Source organism: Agrobacterium tumefaciens (genome assembly GCF_017726655.1).
Classification (GTDB): Bacteria; Pseudomonadota; Alphaproteobacteria; order Rhizobiales; family Rhizobiaceae; genus Agrobacterium; species Agrobacterium tumefaciens_B.
This window is the reverse complement of record NZ_CP072308.1, coordinates 964,180-983,754: the sequence shown is the minus strand read 5'-3', so window position 1 is coordinate 983,754 and position 19,575 is coordinate 964,180. Positions and strand designations below refer to the sequence as shown.

21 protein-coding genes and 1 pseudogene are annotated in these 19,575 nt (G+C 59.7%); 9 read left to right on the top strand and 13 right to left on the bottom strand.

Annotation, left to right across the window (positions count from 1 at the left end):
• The first annotated feature begins 1 nt into the window (after position 1).
• Positions 2-256 (top strand): heme-binding protein, encoded by a 255-nt coding sequence (locus AT6N2_RS04950; RefSeq protein ID WP_063951086.1) that lies wholly within the window; start codon positions 2-4, stop codon positions 254-256.
• Positions 257-527: 271 nt separating this feature from the next.
• On the opposite strand, the gene AT6N2_RS04945 is transcribed toward AT6N2_RS04950, so the two are convergent.
• Complete coding sequence (locus AT6N2_RS04945; protein ID WP_209088932.1) at positions 528-2,411, bottom strand: ABC-F family ATP-binding cassette domain-containing protein; 1,884 nt, start codon at positions 2,409-2,411, stop codon at positions 528-530.
• A gap of 69 nt (positions 2,412-2,480) precedes the next feature.
• Positions 2,481-3,524 carry a GGDEF domain-containing protein gene (locus tag AT6N2_RS04940; protein ID WP_209088929.1) on the bottom strand — a complete coding sequence of 348 codons (1,044 nt, stop codon included), beginning with the start codon at positions 3,522-3,524 and terminating at the stop codon, positions 2,481-2,483.
• A gap of 258 nt (positions 3,525-3,782) precedes the next feature.
• On the opposite strand from AT6N2_RS04940, the gene AT6N2_RS04935 reads away from it, so the two are divergent.
• Both AT6N2_RS04935 and ndk read left to right on the top strand, forming a co-directional pair.
• On the top strand, positions 3,783-4,478 hold the full coding sequence (locus tag AT6N2_RS04935; RefSeq protein WP_063951088.1) for a glutathione S-transferase family protein: 696 nt from the start codon (positions 3,783-3,785) through the stop codon (positions 4,476-4,478).
• A 103-nt stretch (positions 4,479-4,581) separates the two neighbouring features.
• Positions 4,582-5,004 carry a nucleoside-diphosphate kinase gene (ndk, locus tag AT6N2_RS04930; protein ID WP_003496769.1) on the top strand — a complete coding sequence of 141 codons (423 nt, stop codon included), beginning with the start codon at positions 4,582-4,584 and terminating at the stop codon, positions 5,002-5,004.
• Positions 5,005-5,125: 121 nt separating this feature from the next.
• Here ndk and AT6N2_RS04925 read toward each other — a convergent pair whose 3' ends face one another.
• Positions 5,126-5,635, bottom strand: coding sequence for a hypothetical protein (locus AT6N2_RS04925; protein ID WP_063951089.1), 510 nt, complete (start codon positions 5,633-5,635; stop codon positions 5,126-5,128).
• The gene (locus AT6N2_RS04920; RefSeq protein ID WP_063951128.1) at positions 5,632-6,180 is read right to left on the bottom strand and encodes a CGNR zinc finger domain-containing protein; all 549 of its coding nucleotides are present in this window, start codon (positions 6,178-6,180) and stop codon (positions 5,632-5,634) included. Before AT6N2_RS04920 ends, AT6N2_RS04925 begins: the two co-directional genes overlap by 4 nt.
• A 62-nt stretch (positions 6,181-6,242) precedes the next feature.
• On the opposite strand from AT6N2_RS04920, the pseudogene AT6N2_RS04915 reads away from it, so the two are divergent.
• Positions 6,243-7,138, top strand: a pseudogene (locus AT6N2_RS04915) (branched-chain amino acid ABC transporter permease).
• 9 nt (positions 7,139-7,147) lie between these two features.
• Here the strand turns inward: AT6N2_RS04915 and AT6N2_RS04910 are convergent.
• The 5 genes from AT6N2_RS04910 to AT6N2_RS04890 all read right to left on the bottom strand — a co-directional run bounded on the left by AT6N2_RS04910 (position 7,148) and on the right by AT6N2_RS04890 (position 11,384).
• Positions 7,148-7,603 carry a molybdenum cofactor biosynthesis protein MoaE gene (locus AT6N2_RS04910; RefSeq protein ID WP_063951385.1) on the bottom strand — a complete coding sequence of 152 codons (456 nt, stop codon included), beginning with the start codon at positions 7,601-7,603 and terminating at the stop codon, positions 7,148-7,150.
• A 4-nt stretch (positions 7,604-7,607) separates the two neighbouring features.
• Positions 7,608-7,862 carry a molybdopterin converting factor subunit 1 gene (gene moaD, locus AT6N2_RS04905; protein WP_063951384.1) on the bottom strand — a complete coding sequence of 85 codons (255 nt, stop codon included), beginning with the start codon at positions 7,860-7,862 and terminating at the stop codon, positions 7,608-7,610.
• Complete coding sequence (pgsA, locus tag AT6N2_RS04900; protein WP_063951399.1) at positions 7,862-8,449, bottom strand: CDP-diacylglycerol--glycerol-3-phosphate 3-phosphatidyltransferase; 588 nt, start codon at positions 8,447-8,449, stop codon at positions 7,862-7,864. Before pgsA ends, moaD begins: the two co-directional genes overlap by 1 nt.
• Before the next feature lie 104 nt (positions 8,450-8,553).
• Positions 8,554-10,599, bottom strand: coding sequence for an excinuclease ABC subunit UvrC (gene uvrC, locus AT6N2_RS04895; protein WP_209088926.1), 2,046 nt, complete (start codon positions 10,597-10,599; stop codon positions 8,554-8,556).
• Positions 10,596-11,384 carry an SDR family oxidoreductase gene (locus AT6N2_RS04890; RefSeq protein ID WP_209088923.1) on the bottom strand — a complete coding sequence of 263 codons (789 nt, stop codon included), beginning with the start codon at positions 11,382-11,384 and terminating at the stop codon, positions 10,596-10,598. Before AT6N2_RS04890 ends, uvrC begins: the two co-directional genes overlap by 4 nt.
• 348 nt (positions 11,385-11,732) lie before the next feature.
• On the opposite strand from AT6N2_RS04890, the gene AT6N2_RS04885 reads away from it, so the two are divergent.
• On the top strand, positions 11,733-12,389 hold the full coding sequence (locus AT6N2_RS04885) for an outer membrane protein (RefSeq protein WP_063951381.1): 657 nt from the start codon (positions 11,733-11,735) through the stop codon (positions 12,387-12,389).
• A 120-nt stretch (positions 12,390-12,509) separates the two neighbouring features.
• On the opposite strand, the gene AT6N2_RS04880 is transcribed toward AT6N2_RS04885, so the two are convergent.
• Complete coding sequence (locus AT6N2_RS04880) at positions 12,510-13,106, bottom strand: glutathione S-transferase (protein ID WP_209088921.1); 597 nt, start codon at positions 13,104-13,106, stop codon at positions 12,510-12,512.
• Positions 13,107-13,135: 29 nt separating this feature from the next.
• Positions 13,136-13,894, bottom strand: a complete 759-nt coding sequence (locus AT6N2_RS04875) for a ribonuclease T2 family protein (RefSeq protein WP_209088920.1) — start codon at positions 13,892-13,894, stop codon at positions 13,136-13,138.
• Between the two features lie 198 nt (positions 13,895-14,092).
• Here AT6N2_RS04875 and AT6N2_RS04870 point away from each other — a divergent pair, with 198 nt between their 5' ends.
• Positions 14,093-15,040 (top strand): lysylphosphatidylglycerol synthase domain-containing protein, encoded by a 948-nt coding sequence (locus AT6N2_RS04870; RefSeq protein ID WP_063951379.1) that lies wholly within the window; start codon positions 14,093-14,095, stop codon positions 15,038-15,040.
• A gap of 4 nt (positions 15,041-15,044) precedes the next feature.
• On the opposite strand, the gene AT6N2_RS04865 is transcribed toward AT6N2_RS04870, so the two are convergent.
• Complete coding sequence (locus AT6N2_RS04865; protein WP_063951378.1) at positions 15,045-15,908, bottom strand: 23S rRNA (adenine(2030)-N(6))-methyltransferase RlmJ; 864 nt, start codon at positions 15,906-15,908, stop codon at positions 15,045-15,047.
• A gap of 41 nt (positions 15,909-15,949) precedes the next feature.
• Between AT6N2_RS04865 and AT6N2_RS04860 the strand changes: the two genes are divergently transcribed.
• Genes AT6N2_RS04860 through AT6N2_RS04850 form a run of 3 tightly spaced genes read left to right on the top strand, consistent with a single transcriptional unit; the run spans position 15,950 to position 19,411 of the window.
• On the top strand, positions 15,950-18,154 hold the full coding sequence (locus tag AT6N2_RS04860; RefSeq protein WP_209088917.1) for a molybdopterin-containing oxidoreductase family protein: 2,205 nt from the start codon (positions 15,950-15,952) through the stop codon (positions 18,152-18,154).
• Positions 18,155-18,167: 13 nt separating this feature from the next.
• Complete coding sequence (locus tag AT6N2_RS04855) at positions 18,168-18,764, top strand: NUDIX domain-containing protein (protein WP_209088914.1); 597 nt, start codon at positions 18,168-18,170, stop codon at positions 18,762-18,764.
• A gap of 26 nt (positions 18,765-18,790) precedes the next feature.
• On the top strand, positions 18,791-19,411 hold the full coding sequence (locus tag AT6N2_RS04850; RefSeq protein WP_144574921.1) for an NUDIX domain-containing protein: 621 nt from the start codon (positions 18,791-18,793) through the stop codon (positions 19,409-19,411).
• Here AT6N2_RS04850 and AT6N2_RS24105 read toward each other — a convergent pair.
• The gene (locus tag AT6N2_RS24105) at positions 19,408-19,548 is read right to left on the bottom strand and encodes a hypothetical protein (RefSeq protein WP_233282473.1); all 141 of its coding nucleotides are present in this window, start codon (positions 19,546-19,548) and stop codon (positions 19,408-19,410) included. The two genes, AT6N2_RS04850 and AT6N2_RS24105, sit on opposite strands and share 4 nt — an antisense overlap.
• Positions 19,549-19,575: the final 27 nt, after the last annotated feature.

Genomic DNA, 19,575 nt, shown 5'->3' with positions numbered 1-19,575 from the left:
AATGGCCGTGTTCGTTGTCTACAAGCCGGCCAATGAGGGCCTGCTGACCATGGATGGCCGGCTCGTCGTCCAGACTGGCGGTCTACCTGTCAAGATCGGCGCGGTCCTCGTTGGCGGCATCGGCGTCGGCGGGGGCGCCATCGGGCGCCATCGACACCAAAGCGCCCGCGAGGGTCTGAACGCCAACGGCGCGAAGTCAGCAACGTCGATGGCGCGGCGGCTTCCAGCAAGGCCGCTGGCCGCACGAGCGATCTGAAACCTTTGTGGTGGGGATCGGCCATCGGTGGCGGGAGAAGTCTTACGGCGACCGGGAGCGCGAAAGCCTGCCGCCCTTTCTTCCGGCCCTGAGCCGGAATTCAGGCGGTGCTCGCCTGCGTGGCGAAAAAATTCCTCCAGCCAAAGGATTTATGCTGTCTCGGTGCCGGACTAAGCCAGACATGACGGACGTAGAAATCTGCGTACGACTTCACCGTCGGAGTGCTGCAACCGGGCCAAGTGCGGTCCGGCTCGAAGCTCGGACCCCAGCGTCAGCCCGCCATGGCTTCCTCATATTCGCTGGAAAGCAGCAGCCATTGCTCCTCCGCATCGGAAAGCTTGGCAGCGGCTTCCCCGCGTTCCTTCACTTTCTGCGCGGCCTTCGCAGGCGCCTTTTCGTAAAGGGCAGGGTCCGCCAACTCCTTGTCGAGCGACTGAATCAGTTTCTCAAGCTTTGCCGTCAGGGATTCGATTTCGTTGATCTTTTTCTTCAGCGGGGCAAGCTGGGCGCGCTTTTCGGCACTGGCCTTGCGTTGATCTGCCTTCGATGCCTGATCGGCAGCAGCCTCTGTCTTGTCTTCCTTCTTCCTGCGGGAGGAAACCACGAGATCGCGATATTCCTCCATGTCGCCTTCGAAAGTCTTGACCGTACCATCGGCCACCAGCCACAGCCGGTCCACCGTCGCCTCGATCAGGTGGCGGTCGTGCGAGATGAGGATGACGGCGCCGCTATAGTCATTCAGTGCCTCGATCAGCGCGCGGCGGCTGTCGATGTCGAGGTGGTTGGTCGGCTCGTCAAGGATCAGCAGGTTCGGCGCATGGAAGGCCGCAAGCCCCATCAGCAGGCGAGCTTTTTCGCCACCGGACAAGTCCTTTGCCGCCGTCGCCATTTTTTCCGTCGCAAGGCCCATCTGGGCGACACGGGCGCGCACCTGCGCTTCCGGTGCCAGCGGCATCAGCTTGCGCACATGCTCCACCGGCGTTTCATCTGGCACGAGATCGTCCAGCTGATGCTGCGCGAAGAAACCGATCTTCAGGCCGGGCGCAACGCGAAGGTCGCCCGCCTGCGGGGCGAGCCGGCCGGAAATGAATTTTGCGAAGGTGGATTTACCATTGCCGTTGGAGCCAAGCAGCGCGATGCGGTCGTCATTATCAATCCTGAGATTGAGCTGCTTCAGAATGGACTTGCCGGGCTCGTAACCGACAGCGCCGCCATTGATGGCGACGATGGGAGAGGCGGGCTGCTTTTCCGGCTCCGGAAAGGTGATCGGCTGAACATGATCTTCGATCACGGCGGCCACCGTGCCCATGCGCTCCAGTGCCTTGATGCGGCTCTGCGCCTGCCGGGCCTTGGTGGCCTTGGCGCGAAATCGGTCGATGAAGCTTTGCAGGTGTTTACGCGCGGCGTCGTTTTTCGCCTTCGCTTTCATCTGCAATTCGTCGGCCTCAGCCTTCTGCCGCTCGAACTGGTCGTAGCCGCCGCGATAGAAGGTCAGCTTCTTCTGGTCCAGATGCATGATCGAATTGACCGCGTTGTTGAGGAGATCGCGGTCATGGCTGATGATGATGACGGTGTGCGGATAGCGCCTGATGTAATCTTCCAGCCAGAGCGTGCCTTCGAGGTCGAGATAGTTGGTCGGTTCGTCAAGCAGCAAAAGGTCGGGTTCGGCAAACAGCACCGAGGCGAGCGCCACGCGCATCCGCCAGCCGCCGGAAAAGGAGGAAGCCGGGCGAAGCTGCGCCTCATGGTCGAAACCGAGGCCGGCAAGGATACTGGAGGCGCGCGCTTCTGCTGAATGGGCATCGATGTCGACAAGCCGCATCTGAATTTCCGCGATACGGTGCGGATCGGTCGCGGTTTCCGCTTCGGCCAGCAATCTGCTGCGTTCCTTGTCGGCAGAAAGCACGATGGAAATCAGCGATTCCTCCGTTCCCGGTGCTTCCTGCGCCACCTGGCCGATACGCGCCTGTTTGGGGATCGTCACCGAACCGCTTTCCGCCGAAAAGTCGCCGGTAATCACCCGGAACAGAGTGGATTTGCCGGCCCCGTTGCGGCCGACAAGGCCCGCCTTCACACCGGCGGGAAGCGTCACGCTGGCGTGGTCCAGAAGCAGACGCCCGGCAATGCGAGCGGAAAGATCGGTAATCGTAATCATGGCGCCGTTTTGGCCGAACTGGCCGGCCAAGGCAAGAGCGCCCGCGCCACATCGCGCGAGATTACGCCATCAATCGCCGAGTTGTTCGAGATAGCTGCGGCGGCTGTGCTGCGCGACGTCGCGGGAGTAGCCGACGACGCAATTTCGTGTGCTGCTGCGCGCCGAAAGCAGCGCCAGTTCCGCATGGCCGTAAAATTCGGCCGGCGTCGTCGTGCCGTCCACGGCGGCCACGCCGATCGAAACCGTCAGATGCTCGCCATCCCCGCCGCTCGTGACGAAGCGTAAGTCCTCCACGCTCTGCCGCAGTCGCTCCGCAATGGCCTCGGCCGTGTTCTGCGGGACGCCGGCAAACAGAAAGGCGAACTCGTCACCGCCGATGCGGGCAACGAAATCGTCCTTCTTGATGGTCTTGCGGAACAGCGCGGCGAGGCGTCTCAGTGCCTTGTTGCCGGCGGCCGGGCCATATTTGCCGTTGATTTCACGGAAGTGATCGATATCCAGCAGCACCAGTGAGGTGGCGGAGGCAGCCTTGTCTTCCGCAAACAGGCCGCGAAGCTTTTCAAGAAAAGCGGCCCGGTTCGGCAGCGCTGTCAGCGCATCGCGCAGGGAGGCCGTCTGCAACTCGGCCCGATGCCTTTCGACGTCGCGGATTTTCACGAGGCCCATGGCGATGAAATGCCGAAGGCTTGTCTGCTCCTCGTGAATATCGCCGAGCAATTCCGCGACACGTTCCGGCACCGGCTGCTTGCCGCCCTGGTCACTGATGCCATGCATGAATGTCTCCGTTCGCTTCAGGCTCGCATCCAGTCGCGCGGAGATTTGTGTCAGCGTATCGAGCGCCTCGCTCGCCATCTGTTCGGCCTCGATCCTTGAAAAGCCAGGCAGATTGTGCCGCTGGCCAATCAGGTCGATTTCATGCTGTTGCGGTGCATTTCCGAGCGCAAGAACGTCCCGGCCCATCGAAGGGTTGTGTCCCGACAAGATCTCATAGATCAGCTCGTAGTTACGCGGCAAAGGCGCGATGTTCATCTTGGTGATGAACTGCGTGATCTTTGTAACGACAAGTGCGCTTCTTGTCTGCTCGCGTTTCTTATCGCCCGCCGATGACGTCACTGACTGCCTCAATACCACTTGATTATTATAAATGGCCGGTAATAACCGATTGTTGAATGGCACGAAGCCTACAAGCGACGGTTTAAAATTGACTGAATCCGAGAAGAACTTTCGATCTCGCGTCATGCATTTTTCACGCTTCGGCGCGGAAGCTTGAGCAAAACGTGTCTTGATCAATCGTATGACAAATCCTGATTTGATTTCGCGCTGCCGCGGTCCTTAATATCGGCGCATCCAGATTCATGAAAAGGGTTGCCCATGACCACGTCCAGAACGCTTTATTCCCTGTGCGGAAGCGATGCATCGCGCCCGTTCTCGCCCCACTGCTGGAAAACGGTGCTGTCGCTGGCGCACAAGGGGCTGGATTTCGAAGAGCGTCCTTTGCCCTTCACTGTCATTCCGACTGTCGAGGACGGGTTTTCCAAAACGGTGCCGATCCTTCGGGACGGTGATCAGCTGGTGAGCGACAGTTTCGAGATCGCCCTCTACCTCGATGAAGCCTATCCGGAACGGCCCTCGCTATTTGACGGAGAAGGCGGCAAGGCGATGGCCCGGTTCGTCGAAAGCTGGTCGCAGACGGTGCTGCACCCAGCCATCACCCGTATTGCGGTCCTCGATATCCACAATATGCTGGATGAGCCTGACCGTCATTATTTCCGGGATAGCCGCACCAAGGCGCTCGGCCGTCCGCTCGAAGATGTGGTGGCAAACCGCGAGGCGGAAATTGCCGCCTTTCCCGGTTTGCTGGCGCCGATCCGGCGGATGCTGAGCTTCCAGCCCTTCATCGGCGGCACGTCGCCGCTCTTTGCCGATTACATCGTCTTCGGGGCGCTGCAATGGGCGAGGATCACCACCGGCGCCGATCTGTTCGCCGAGAATGACCCTGTGAGGGACTGGTTCGAAGGCTGTCTCGACCTCTATGATGCGAGGGGTCGCAGTGTGACAGCGGCGTGAAATGTCTGGCGTCATCGCCGCAATCTCGTTGATCCCCCTTGTTTTCGGGCCTTTGGGCGGGTAAAGACCGCCCACTTTCTCTGAAGGAAAAGGAAACGGACACATGGCGATTGAACGCACATTTTCGATGATCAAGCCGGACGCAACCAAGCGTAACCTGACGGGCGCGATCACCAAGGTATTTGAAGACAACGGCCTGCGCGTCGTCGCCTCCAAGCGCGTCTGGATGAGCAAGCGCGAAGCCGAAGGCTTCTACGCCGTTCACAAGGAACGCCCCTTCTTCGGCGAACTCGTTGAAGGCATGACCTCCGGCCCGACCATCGTTCAGGTTCTGGAAGGCGAAAACGCCATCCTCAAGAACCGCGAAATCATGGGCGCCACCAACCCGGCCCAGGCCGCGGAAGGCACCATCCGCAAGACCTTCGCGCTCTCCATCGGCGAAAACTCCGTCCACGGCTCCGACGCGCCGGAAACCGCCGCACAGGAAATCGCCTACTGGTTCGCCGAAACCGAAATCGTCGGCTGATTCAAAATCTCAACAGCTTGAATCGCCCTCTCAGGCGATTGGGTGAAGCTGCTGAAAAGACTCAAGGAAACGGGGCCGAAAGGCTCCGTTTTTTTGAGAGGCGGGAAGGTCACGCCGCTCTCTACGACGCCGGGCACCCCTGAACCGGTCGCATATCCGTCGAACCGTCAGCCTTGAACACCTCCGGATTGGGCGTATAGAGCGGGCCAACCACCAGCGGCTTCGCCGGTAGAACCGACTGGTCCGTATCGGAGCGGATGGTGGTCTGGATCGTCTGGAGAATGTCACCTTCCGGTGCTTTGATGCGGATGGAGACCTTGTAGGGCCGATCCTGCTTCACACATTCGACCGGCGGGCTCTGAACGGTGATCCTGTCGTCTGTCGGAAAAATCTTATCGTTTATGATGAGGTCCGGACCGCCACGCGGGTTCTCGAAAGCCGCTTCAACCGTGCTGCCATCGCGGATGGGGGCGATGCGCTGCAGCGTTACCAGATAGGTGGCGACAGCCACGCGGTAGTTGAAGACGAACATGCGCCCGGAAAGCTTCGCCACCTCGCGAGGTTCGTCGCGTTGGCAACCCGTAAGGGATAGCAAGGCGACGATCGCCAGCAGGGGCAGGGCAATTTTCATGGCTGCGCCTCTTTCCTGCGATGATAATGCCGGCTGGCCTTCTGCCGGTTGCCGCACACCGCCATGTCACACCAGATCCGACTTCTGTTCCTGCTGCGGTCCAGAAACAGCCAGCCGCAATTGGCGCAGATGCGGAGCCTCTCCCTGACATCGCCGGAAAGCAGCGACAGGGAGGAATGGACGGTAGCGTTGGCAAGACTCTCCTGGGTCGGGAATACTCTCAGTGCCAAGGCGCCGGCGGAGAGAAACCGGGCCAGCTTACCGTCATCGGCCACGCCGGCGACAGACGACCGGAAATGATCGTCGATCGCTTCGCGCAACTCCAGAAAAAGCGGTCGCTCGGTCGCCCCTGGTGAGACGAGGGCGGGAAACCTGTCACGCTCCCCGCCAAGCCGCGTTGCCGCTTCGGCAAAGGCAGCGATCTGCTCCGGCTCAGCAAAGCGGTCTAGCCTCCTTGCCGGGTCGGCACGCAGGATGACGGTGTTGGCGACATCGAGCGCCAGTGCTCCCCCTGCAAAACGATGTTCCGTCCAACTGAATGTCATGACCATATTATAACTACCAAAACAGATTTTAACAGTTATAATCGCCTTTGGGGAGGACTGGCTTGGCTTATTTCCTGCAACAATTGCTGAATGCCGTGCCGATCGCATCCTTGTATGCGGTTCTGGCCTTCGGTTACGCCATTGCCTTCTCCGTCACGAAACGCGCCGACGTCACCTACGGCGCTATCTTTGCCTTCGCCGGGCAGACTTGCCTCTGTTTGCCGACTTCGGCTGGAACCGGTTGTGGCTGGTTCTGCCGGCAACCTTGGCGCTGGGGGCGGGGGCAGGTCTTTCGGGGGGCTTGTGGGCGGCGGGCTTCATTGGCCGGGCGGTCATGCGACCGCTGGCGAAGGCCTCTCCCAACACGGTAACTGTCGCCTCCGTCGGCGTGCTGATCGCGCTCACGGAAAGTGCTAGACTTGCCGCCGATACAAAACAGTTGTGGCTGCCGCCTTTTTTGTCGCAGCCCGTGCGTTTTTGGAGCGAGGGCGGCTTTGCCGTCACCCTGACACCGATTCAGATGCTGAATACGGCGGTCTTCTGCCTGCTCATTCTCGCAGGCTCGCTTTACCTCAACCGCTCCGCCTTTGGCAGACGATGGAGGGCGATATCGGACGATAGCTTTGCCGCATCGCTTCTCGGGGTGAATGCCGGCAGGGTTTTTCTGCTGTCCTACTGCGCGGCGGGCCTCGTTGCGGCCACAGCCGGTGTGCTCGCGACCTTTTATTACGGCACCATGGATTTCGGAGCGGGCCTCGTCTTCGGTCTTAAAGTCGTGCTGATTTCGGCAGCGGGCGGATATGCGAGCCCGCTCATCTGCGGCCTGGGGGCAGCCGCAGTCGGCTTTGCCGAGACATTCTGGGTCGGTTACGGGCCTGTCGCCTGGCGGGATGCGGCGGTTCTGGCCATGCTGGTCGGTTGGCTGATCGTCATGCGCAGCAGGGTCGAAGCGCCCTGAGGCTGGCCGTTATCGCCACCTGTCCTTGGCCGTATCGTCTGCAACCTTCGCGGCAACCCAGTCGCCCGCCATACCATCCTTGTGATGTTCCTTTTTCCAGAACGGGGCGGATGTTTTCAGATAGTCCATCACGAAATTCGCGCCATCGAAGGCGGCCTGTCGATGCGATGAGGCGGCAATGACGAGAACGATGTTTTCACCCGTTGCGATCTTGCCGTGGCGATGGATGGCGGTGAGGCCGAGAAGATCGAAACGCTCCATGGCAAGCGTTGCGATGCGGGTGATTTCCGCTTCCGCCATGCCCGGGTAATGTTCGAGTTCCAGCGCCGCGAGCGTGCCGCCATCGTCGCGGCAGAGCCCGGTGAAGGCGACGACCGCGCCGATGCTTCTGTCACGCTCGGTTATCAGGCGGGTTTCTGCCGCAGCGTCGAAATCATCTGTCTGGACGCGGACTGTCGGCTGCATTCCCTCATCCCCCTGTCATGGGCGGAAAAATGCCGATCTCGCGCGCGCCGACGATGCTTTCGTCGTGCTCGACATGTTCCTGATTGACCGCAACGCGGATCACGTTCGGAAACTCGAAGGCGGTCTCATAATTTTCGCCGCGCGACGCAAGCCAGGCGATCAGCTCTCCAGCGGTGGTGACGGAAGAGGGAATGTCCAGCTCCTCTTCATCGGTGCCAATCTTCTCGCGAACCCAGGCGAAATAAACGATCCGTGTCATTAGTCTTCGTCCACGATGTGTTTCAGGCCGGCCTTGAAGTAATCATAGCCGGTATACATGGTAAGGGCCGCGGCGAGCCAGAGCAGCGTGATGCCCATTTCCGTAGTATAAGGCAGCACCTTGTCGCCGGCGGGGCCTGCGAGCAGAAAGGCGATGGCGACCATCTGAATAGTCGTCTTCCACTTGGCGATACGGGTGACGGGGACGCTGACCTTCAGCGCCGCCAGATATTCGCGCAGGCCAGAGACGAGAATTTCACGGCAAAGAATGGTAATCGCAGCCCACAACGACCAGCCGGCAATCGTGCCATCCGCCGCCATCAGAAGCAGCACGGAAGCGACCAGCAGCTTGTCGGCGATCGGGTCCAGCATGCGGCCGATATTCGACGTCTGGTTCCAGATACGCGCCAGATAGCCATCGAGAAAATCGGTAAGCGAGGCGATGATGAACAGCCACAGCGCCGTCCAGCGGGCAAAATCCGAGCTCTCCAGTTTTCCTTCGACATAAAAGCAAAGGACGATGACCGGAACGGCGAGAATCCGGCCGTAGGTCAGGAGGTTGGGAATGCTGTATGCGCGCGAAGCCATGGGGAAACCTGTCAGTCTGAGATCAGCTGCCTTGATGCCGCCGCTAGGGCATAGCGTCAACACGTGTTTATGTTTTTTTAGCAGGTCTGCCCCGCCGTTCTGCGTCAATCGCTGCCGCTCTCGTGGAAGTGATTGTAGATTTGCCGCGCCACCGTCTCGGAAATGCCGGTGACAGCCATCAGGTCGTTAAGGCCGGCGCGGGATACCGCTTTTGCCGTGCCAAAATGCTGCAGCAGGGAGCGCTTCCGTCCCGGACCGATTCCCGAAATCTCATCCAGCGGGTTGCGCACCATTTCCTTCTTGCGCCGCGCCCGGTGCGAGCCGATGGCGAAGCGATGCGCCTCGTCACGCATACGCTGGATGAAATAAAGCACGGGGTCACGCGGTGGCAGCGAGAAATCGGCGCGCCCATCCGCAAAGAACCGCTCTCGGCCCGCCTCTCGGTCCACGCCCTTTGCGACGCCGATTGCAGTCACGCAGTCACGAATGCCGAGTTCGTCGAGAATGGCGCGCACCGCGGTCATCTGGCCTTGACCACCGTCGATGAGGATCACGTCCGGCCAGGCCGGGAAGGGCATGTCGGCTGCTTCCTCTGGCGTCGGTACGCGTTCGCGATCAGGCTTGCCTTCTTCTTTCAGCAGGCGAGAGAAGCGACGGGTCATCACCTCGCGCATCATGCCGAAGTCGTCGCCCGGCGTGATGTCGGTCGATTTGATGTTGAACTTGCGGTACTGGTTCTTCACGAAACCTTCCGGCCCCGCCACCACCATGCCGCCCACGGCATTGGTGCCCATAATGTGGGAGTTATCGTAAATCTCGATGCGGCGCGGCACATAGGGAAGGTTGAACGTCTCCGCCATGCCTTTCAGCAGCCGCGCCTGAGACGAGGTTTCCGCCAGCTTGCGGCCATGCGCCTCGCGGGCATTGGCCAGAACATGGTCGGTAATGTCCTTTTTCTCGCCGCGCTGGGGCACATTGATCGTCACCTTGTGCCCGGCCTTTTCGCCGAGGGCAGCCGCCAGGAGTTCCTGTTCTTCGACCGCCTCCGACAGCAGGATCTGCTTCGGCACCGGTTTGTCATCGTAGAACTGCGCCAGAAACGCGTTGAGGATTTCCGAGCCGGGCAGGGAGGGATCGGCCTTCGGAAAATAGGCGCGGTTGCCCCAGTTCTGGCCGGTGCGGAAAAAGAACACCTGAATGCAGGAGATACCGCCTTCGTGATGAATGGCGAAGACATCCGCTTCTTCGATACCAGCGGGATTGATGCCCTGATGGCTCTGGACATGCGAAAGGGCAGCCAGGCGGTCGCGATAGATGGCGGCGCGCTCGAAATCGAGGTCTTCGGAGGCCTCATTCATCTGCCGCGCAATCGCGGTCTTGACGCTCTGACTCTTGCCGGACAGGAAATCCTTGGCTTCCTTCACGAGTTCTGCGTAGCCCTCGTCGCTGATCTCATGCGTGCAGGGCCCGGAACAGCGCTTGATCTGGTAGAGAAGACAGGGGCGCGTGCGGGTCTCGAACACGCTATCCGTACAGGTTCGGATCAGGAAGGCGCGCTGCAGCGAATTGATCGTGCGGCCGACAGCACCGGCCGATGCGAAGGGGCCGAAATAGTCGCCCTTGCGCGCGCGCGCGCCGCGATGCTTGAAGATGGCCGGCGCGCGATTATCCGCGGTGATGAGGATATAGGGAAAGGATTTGTCGTCACGCAAAAGCACGTTAAAGCGCGGCCGCAAGCGCTTGATCAGATTCGCTTCCAAGAGAAGCGCTTCGGTTTCCGTGCGGGTGGTGACGAATTCCATGTGCGTGGTGAGACGCACCATCTGGGCGATGCGGTTGGAGTGCACGCGGCCCTGCGCATAATTGCCGACGCGCTTCTTCAGCGAACGGGCCTTGCCGACGTAAAGAACGTCGCCCGCATCGTTGAACATGCGATAGACGCCCGGCGAATTCGGCAGATGTTTGACGAACTCGGCGATGAGGTCCATGCCCTTCAGGCCGGACTCGTTCTTCCAGCCCGCATTCCAGTCCATGCCCACGACGTCGCGCGAAGCATCCGTCGCGTCAGTCGCGAGAAGGCCTGCATCGTCATCGTCGTCGTCGGTGTCATCGAAGAGAATACCGCCATCAGGCAGCTTCTTTCCGTTCATTCATTTATCTCCGCCACGTCAGGGGTTTCCCAGCCAAGGTGCTGGCCGCCGTCGAGCGCGATCATTTGTCCGGTGACCGACGGCGTGTCGTAAAGAAAGCGAATCGTCCGGCCGAACTCATCCGGCGCAGGACCACGCTTTAATATAAGGCCGTCGATCTGCGCCTGAAAGTCCTCGGGCGCCTGTCTTTCGTTTTTGAAGGTCGGTCCGGGGCCGATGGCGTTGACCCGCACCCGCGGCGCGAAGCTCTGCGCCATGGTCTGCGTCGCGGTCCAGAGAGCCGATTTCGAAAGCGTATAGGAATAGAATCGCGGGTTGAGCGCAAGCACGCGCTGGTCGATGATATTGACGATCAGCCCGGATTTGTCAGAGGGCAGCTGTTCGACAAAGGCGGCGGCGATGAGGGAAGGGGCCCGCACATGCACCGCAAAATGTGCATCGAAAATTTCGGGTTCGGGTGTTTCCGCCGAATCCTTCAGAAAAACCGAGGCATTGTTGACGACGACTCCAATCGGCCCGAGCGCTGAAGCGGCTTTTTCGACAAGCGCCATTGTTGACGCAGATTGTGTCAGGTCTGCCTGAACGGCTGCGGCCCTGCCACCTTTCTGCCTTATTTCGTTAGCGAATTCCTCCGCTTGTGCCATGGACCGGTTGGCATGCACTGCAATCGCGAAGCCATGTGCGGCAAGATCGCTTGCGATTGCACGGCCGAGCCGGCGGGCGGCTCCTGTTATCAAGACTGTCTTTTGTATATTCTCTCTCACGGCCAACCTGCATTTGCTCATATAACCCCTATGTGCGGGATATAGAGCCAAATCGCAAGCTGTTGCGCAGCCTCAAAAGAATTGGGTGATTTTCTATTTGAAATCTAATTTTGGTTTAATTTGAATATAACCAAGTTTAAAGGCGATATATTGTTGATTAGGCTTCTGTTAGGGTTAATAAAACCCTTGTGACATTTAGGCAACGTCTAATTCTAGTCACGTCTCTGCCCCAAACAATTCACATTTTGGCTCTTTGATCTCCGCATTCTCCCATCAAATTCTGTCTCCAGAGGGGCGATTAACCCGACGAATTATGCCGCGTCTGAAAACAATGTTTTGAGTGCAGAGCGGCCCTGAAAGGAGAATAACATGCGCATTTTCGTAGCAACCCTTATGGCCTCGACCATTGCAGCCGCCGGCTTTTCGGCTGCTCACGCCGCTGACGCCGTAAATGAAGTGCCGCAGGCACCGGTTTCCTACGACCAGCCTGCACCGGTCAAGGACTGGTCCGGCGCCTACCTCGGTGGTACCGTCAACTATGACTGGGGCCGTTTCAGCTCCAGCGACAACGGTCGCGATGCCAAGGGCTTCGGCGGCGGTCTGTACGGCGGTTACAACATGCAGAACGGCCAGATCGTTTACGGTGGTGAAGCAGACATCAATCTCGGCGACGAAAAGGGCTCTGCCGGTACGGTTGCTGGCCGCGCCGTCGAAGGCAAGCAGGGCGTCAACGGCTCGGTACGTGCCCGCGTCGGTTACGACATGAACCCGTTCCTGCTCTACGGCACGGCTGGTCTCGCAGTCTCCGACAACAAGGTGCGTGACGCGACCTCGAAGGACAGCGCCACCGCTCTCGGTTATACCGTTGGTGCGGGTGTAGAAGCCATGGTGACCGACAACATCACCGCTCGTCTGGAATATCGTTACAGCGACTACCAGAAGAAGGACTACAGCCTCGACTCCGGCGCGTTCTCGCGTGGTTACGACGATCATTCCGTCAAGGCCGGTATCGGCGTCAAGTTCTGATCCATTTCGGATCGATGAAAGAAAAGCCGGGGTCATGCCCCGGCTTTTTTGTGTCTGTGACTTGCCTCGGTGATCTGCATGGTACGCCCGGCCAAAAACCGGGCGTCCGGCGCGCTCCGATCAGGCAGCGGCCTTCATTTCCGCATAGGCGTCAAAGCGCTTGCCGAAGATTTCCGGCCATGCCGCCAGCGCATCGCGTCCCTCGGCCCACTCGCCGGCAAAACGCAGGTCGAGATAACCTATCATCGCTGCGAGGGCGAAATGGCCGCCATGCAGTTTCTTGCCGGTTTTCGGCAGGTTGGCGTTCAGATGATCCAGCCCACGGACGACCTTGCTCCACTGCTTGTCGATCCACGGCTGGTGGATTTTGTCTTCCGGCCGAAAACGGCGCTCATAGACGATGGCGAGCAGGCAATCCATGATGCCGTCGCACAGCGCCTCCAAAATCTCGGCTTCGGTGCGCTTCTCGTTCTTCTTGGGGTAAAGCTTGCCGCCGGAAAGACGGTCGAGATAATGCATGATCGCGACACTGTCATAGACCGAACCTCCATTGTCCAGCAGCAGAACCGGGATTTTGCCGAGCGGATTATTGTCCATCAGCGTGGCCGGCTCGGCATTGGTGTCGACGCGGACCGAAGTGATGTCGATGTCGAGATGGCGGGCGGCCATGCGCACTTTGGCGGAGTAGGGGGAGGCTGGCGAATAAAGCAGTTCCATGGTCGGGTCCTGTGGTTGATATGTGCTCATCAGCGGATGGGGATGATTTCGGTGGTGTTGGCGCGGCATCCCTTGCGGTCAAGCTCCGGGCAATCGCGGAATGTCAAATCCTTGTTGAGGCAGATGCGCACCTCCTCCAGCCGCCCGCCGCCGCAGCTGATAGAGATGCCGCGCTTCGACAGGCCGGGATTGGCGTCCGTGAAGGCGGTTTCGATCGCATCGGCGGAGAGCGTGGCGGCCTCGGCACCGGAGGCGATTCTTTGCGGTAACCGGACGGCGTCGAAGGCCGCTCGCGTTGCCGAGAAATAATCTCGCTGCGACAGGCCCGAGCAGGAGCCATGCTTGCGCCATTGATGGCCGATCAGACCCATGGACGGCATGATATCGAACAGGGTGCGGCCGAGCGCGTCCGGAACCCGGTCCGGTTCGCTGCTTCGGCAGAATTCGGGGTAGCCGTCATCGTTCTGCGGCCAGAGCCCGTGCACGACGAATCCATAACGTCTGTCGCCACCGCACTGCTGCCGATTGCCCGCTCCTTCTGGACTGGCGCAGAATGCAGGAGACCAAGACAACGACAGCACATAAAAATCAAAACCCGTTCCCTGCGGAGCTGGCTTCCTGTCCGGATTTTGCTGGTTTCTATTCTGTTGCGGACCACCTGCGGGCGGCGGATGAGCCGTCGTTTGCCGGTCGGTCGCGGGTCCCTTTGAGGCGGGTTTTTCCTGCGCGAGCCATAGCGCTGCAAGCGACAGAAGACCCAGGGCGATGAAACCCGCGTAACGTTTCATTCCGTGCATGTTCCCCGGAAAATGGACCAGCTTCCATCGCCCTTGGGCGACGCTCCGGTGTTACATAAATTTGTGAACGAGGCAAACGGGCAAAAAGGTTGAAAGCTTCGCCGCATAACGAATAGAGTCGAGCGAATCTTCCGCTGAAGACGGAGGAGGGGATAAGGCCAGGCTGGAGGAAATAGGCGGCATGACCGCATGAAATTCAAAAAATACATCTGGCCCATTGTTGGTTTCGCGACGATCGGTTTTTCCGCCTGGTTGCTTTTCCACGAGCTGCGTGGCCTGTCGCTGGATGATCTCTGGGACAGCCTGAAAGCCATTCGCATCCGGGATTGGTTTTGCTCGGGCCTTGCAACCCTGCTGGCCTATGCAGCACTTGCCGGTTACGACCGGATCGCGCTGCAGCATCTCGGCCGCAAGGTGAACTGGTTGTTCATTACGCTCACCTCCTTCACCACCTACGCGCTGTCCCACAATGTCGGCGCGTCGGTCTTTTCAGGCGCTGTGGTGCGGTACCGCGCTTATACGTCCAAGGGGCTGAGTGTCGCGGAAGTGGGCGTCCTTGTCGGCCTCTGCTCCTTCACCTTCCTCATCGGCACGATCATGCTGATAGGCCTTGTGCTCCTGTATGAGCCCGACATCACCGAACGCTTCACCGGCATTCTTCCCGTCGAAGCCTCCACGACAACCGGTGTGCTGCTGCTTCTCATCGTCGGCCTTTATGTCCTCGGAAGCCTGCTTCGGCTGAAGCCGCTGAAAATCGGCTCCTTCGTGCTGCCATACCCCGCGCCGACGCTTGTTGCGCAGCAACTGGTCATCGGCCCCATTGAGCTGATCGGCGCGGCGGGCATCATCTATTTCGCCCTGCCGGAGGCAGGAAATCCCGGTTATATGGTCATTCTCGGCATATTTCTGGTGTCGTTCTCGGCGGCGCTCATCTCGCACGCGCCGGGCGGCCTGGGGGTGCTGGAACTGGTCTTCGTCACCGGTCTGCCGGATATGAATCCGGCGGATGTCATCGCCGCACTTCTGGTCTTCCGGCTGTTCTACCTCATCATTCCCTTCATCATGGCCCTGTTCGTGATCCTGTTCTTCGAACGGTCACAGCTTGCGCAGGCGCAGAGGCGGGAAGGGCTGAGATAGATTCTCAATCCTCTGCCGGCTTTTCCTCGCCGCGTAGCCAGAACGCGCGCTGCGAGGCGAACCTGTCCTGCGCCAGCGCCGTCTTCAGGTAGGGCAGCAGCACATGCAGCTCTTCCTTCAGCGTATAGGGCGGGTTGACGATGATGAGGCCGGAGCCGCTCAGGCCGTCCAGCCTGTCGCTTCTGACGGAGAGTTCCGCGCACAGCATCTTCGGAATCTCGAAGGATTGCAGCCGCTCGTGGAAATCCTTGATCGGCGCGCCTTTCTTCAGCGGATACCACAGGCAATAGGTGCCGGTGGAAAAGCGGCGATAGGCCCTGTTCAAACCATCTGCCAGCCGCTGATATTCGTTCTCCAACTCAAACGGCGGATCAACGAGAACGAGGCCGCGCTTTTCCTTGGGCGGCAGATGCGCGCCGAGCGACAGCCAGCCATCCAGTTCGGTGACGCGCACCTGATAATCGCCCTCGAACAGCCGTGCCAGGGCGCGGCTGTCATCCGGGTGCAGTTCCATGGCCGAAAGCCGGTCCTGCGGGCGAAACAGCATGCGTGCGAGTTTCGGCGAGCCGGGATAGAATTTTACGCCGCCTTCGGGATTGAGTTCCTTCACCGCGGCAAGATATGGCTCCAGCAATTCGGCGATGGGCGCGGGCAGATCACCCTCCATCAGCTTGCCGATGCCGGTCTGCCATTCGCCCGTCTTCTGCGCCTCTTCTGAGGTGAGGTCATAGAGGCCAATGCCAGCATGGGTATCCAGCACCCGAAACGCTTTGTCCTTGTTCTGGAGATAACGCACGAGGCGAGCGAGAACGGCATGTTTGAGGACATCCGCGAAATTGCCGGCGTGATAGATGTGGCGGTAGTTCATGGATATGTCTCGCTTGCCGTTTCCCCGGGCGAATGGCCAGGATGAATATTCTTGATGGACGTCACTTCGGCCTTTTTGCCGCATCCTTGATGCAATATACAAAAGACATGAACGTTGCGACCCCGATTTCCGCTGAAAAAGCCGCCCTCAAGACCGAAGTCCGCATCGGACACACGGTCTGCCCGCATGACTGTCCGAGCGCCTGCGCGCTGGAGGTCGATATCAATGCCGATGGCCGCATCGGCCGTGTACGTGGCGCCAATGCCAACACCTACACCGCCGGCGTCATCTGCGCCAAGGTGGCGCGGTATTCTGAGCGCATCTACCATCCCGGCCGTTTGCTAACGCCGAAGCGCCGCAAGGGCGCAAAGGGCGCCGGCGACTGGCAGGAAATTTCCTGGGAAGCGGCGCTGGACGAGGTGGCCGACGCTTTCGTCAAGGCAGAAGCCCGGCACGGTGCGGAGGCCATCTGGCCCTATTTTTACGCCGGCACGATGGGGCAGGTGCAGCGCGATTCCATCGAGCGCCTGCGCCACGCCAAGAAATATTCCGGGTTTTTCGGCTCGATCTGCACCAACATGGCCTGGACCGGTTATGTGATGGGCACCGGCGCCCTGCGCGGCCCCGATCCGCGCGAGATCGCCAAGGCCGATGTCGTCGTTATCTGGGGCACCAATGCCGTAGCGACCCAGGTCAATGTCATGACCCATGCGGTCAAGGCCCGCAAGGAACGCGGCGCGAAGATCGTCGTAATCGATATCTACGACAATCCAACCATGAAACAGGCGGATATGCGCCTCGTCGTCCGCCCCGGCACGGATGCCGCACTGGCCTGCGCCGTCATGCACATCGCCTTCCGCGACGGTTATGCCGACCGCGATTACATGGCGCGCTTCGCCGACGACCCGGCGGGGCTTGAAGCACATCTGAAGTCGAAGACGCCGCAATGGGCATCCGAGATCACCGGTCTTTCCGTTGATGAGATCGAGGCTTTCGCGCGGCTTGTCGGCACGACGAAGAAGACCTTCTTCCGGCTTGGATATGGTTTCGCACGTCAACGCAACGGGGCGGTCGCCATGCACGCGGCGCTTTCGATCGCCACTGTCCTGGGCTCCTGGCAATATGAGGGCGGCGGCGCATTCCACAACAATGGTGATATCTTCCGGCTCAACAAGGCGGAGCTGATGGGAACAGCCTATGCCGACCCTGAGGTGCGCCAGCTCGACCAGTCGCAGATCGGCCGCGTGCTGACGGGGGACGCCGATGCGCTGCGCCACGGCGGCCCGGTAACGGCGCTTCTCATCCAGAATACCAATCCCGTCAATGTCGCGCCCGAACAGCGGCTGGTGAAGCAGGGTTTCCTGCGCGATGATCTTTTCGTCGCGGTGCATGAGCAGTTCATGACGGAAACGGCCGAGCTTGCCGATATCGTGATGCCGGCCACCATGTTCCTCGAACATGACGACCTCTACCGCGCCGGCGGCCAGAACCACATTCTGCTGGGGCCCAAGCTGGTGGAGCCGCCAGAAACGGTGCGAACAAATCTCTTCGTCATCGAGGAGCTGGCCAAGCGTCTTGGTGTCGATCATATGCCCGGTTTCGGCCTCTCCGCCCGCGAGCATGTCGACCGAATGCTTAAAGCCAGCGGCTGGGGCGACTTCGACACGCTGGCCGAAGAGAAATGGATCGATGCGCAGCCGCCCTTCGAGGTGGCGCATTATCTCGAGGGTTTCGGTTACAGCGATGGCAAATTCCGTTTCAGTCCGGATTGGGCAACCGGGCCTTCTCCCAACAAGCCACCGAAGAACATCGGCGTGATGGGGCCGGTGTCGGCGTTTCCGAAATTTCCGGATCAGGTCGACGTCATCGAGGTTGCGGATGCGGACCATCCCTTCCGGCTGGCGACATCGCCGGCGCGCAATTTCCTGAATTCCACCTTCGCGGAAACCAAAACCTCCGTGCAGAAGGAAGGCCGACCGGAATTGATGATTTGTCCTGAAGATGCGGCCATCAACTGCATTTCTGATGGCGATATTGTCAGCATCGGCAACGGGCGCGGAGAGGTCCGGCTTCATGCGAAAATCGTGGAGGGTGCAAGACCGGGTGTGCTGATCGCCGAAGGGCTGTGGCCGAACAGGGCGCATCTGGACGGCGAGGGCATCAATGTGCTGACCGGTGCCGACGCCGTCGCCCCCTATGGCGGCGCGGCTTTTCACGACAACAAGGTGTGGCTGCGCAAGAGCTGACGGAAGATTTTGAATGACGAAGTTCGATAAGGTTAAAATTGAAATTCTGAAAGACGAAACGCTTTCAAAGAACTGGTATCACCTGCGCAACATCACCTATAATTACACCAATTCGCGTGGTGAAACGAAAGTCATCAGGCGCGAAGCCTATGACCGTGGCAACGGTGCGACGATTCTGCTTTTTGATCCTAGACGCCAGACGGTTGTCCTGGTGCGGCAGTTTCGGATGCCGGCCCATGTGAACGGTCATGACGGCTGGCTCCTTGAGGCGCCGGCTGGCCTGCTGGACGGCGATAACCCGGCCGAGGCCATCCGCCGCGAGGTGACAGAGGAAACGGGCTATGTCGTGAGGGACGTGCGGTTCCTGTTCAAGTCGTTCATGTCTCCCGGCTCCGTGACCGAGATCATTCATTTCTTCGCCGCGATTGTCGAATCCTCGGATCGTGTCGAAGAGGGTGGCGGTGCGGCCCATGAGGACGAGGATATCGAGGTCGTGGAAATTCCGCTGGACGACGCCATGAAGATGGTCGAGACAGGCGAAATCTGCGACGGCAAGACGATCATGCTGCTGCAATGGGCGGCGTTGAACCGTGCCTCCCTGACAGCCTGAGATTTCATCATCTTTCGGAGACTCCCATGAACGTGTCGCTTTTAAAGTCGCCCGCTGCCGAGACTGACCGAATCCGGCTGGTGGAAAAGGAAACCGTCTGGAAAGGCTTCGTGCATCTGCAGAAGCTCGTTTTCGACCAGCGCATGCCTGACGGCAAGACAATCCGTATCATGAGGGAGGTCCATGATCACGGCATCGCCGCCGCCATTCTCCTTTATGACCAGAAACGCGACAGCGTGGTCATGGTGCGCCAGTTTCGCCCCGCCGCCTTCGTCAACGGCGACCCGAACTTCATGATCGAAGTTCCGGCAGGGCTTCTCGATGGCGACGATGCCGCCGATGCAATCCGCCGCGAGGCAATGGAAGAATCCGGTTACGCCGTCGAAAAGGTTGAATACCTCTTCGACATGTATGCCAGCCCCGGCACGCTGACGGAAAAGGTCAGCCTCTTCGTCGCCCGCATCGATCTCGACATGCAAGCCGGCAGCGGCGGCGGGCTGGAGGATGAAGGCGAGGATATCGAGGTTCTGACCTACGGTCTCGACGAAGCCTTCGGAATGATCGCTTCAGGGGAGATCACGGATTCCAAGACGATCATTCTGCTGCAATGGGCGATGTTGAACCGTCCGGCTTTGAGCAAGCTTTAGACGAAGACCATGTTCTCCAGCTTCGCTGCCGCCGCGAGCGTCTTGTCAAGAGTTGCGAGAGGCGCGTTATGCGTGATCGCAAGCGGGGTGCGGAAGTAAACTTGGTCAAGACGTTGGCCAAGCAGGAAGAAACTCATACTGACTTCATGCAGCTCTCTCTCTCT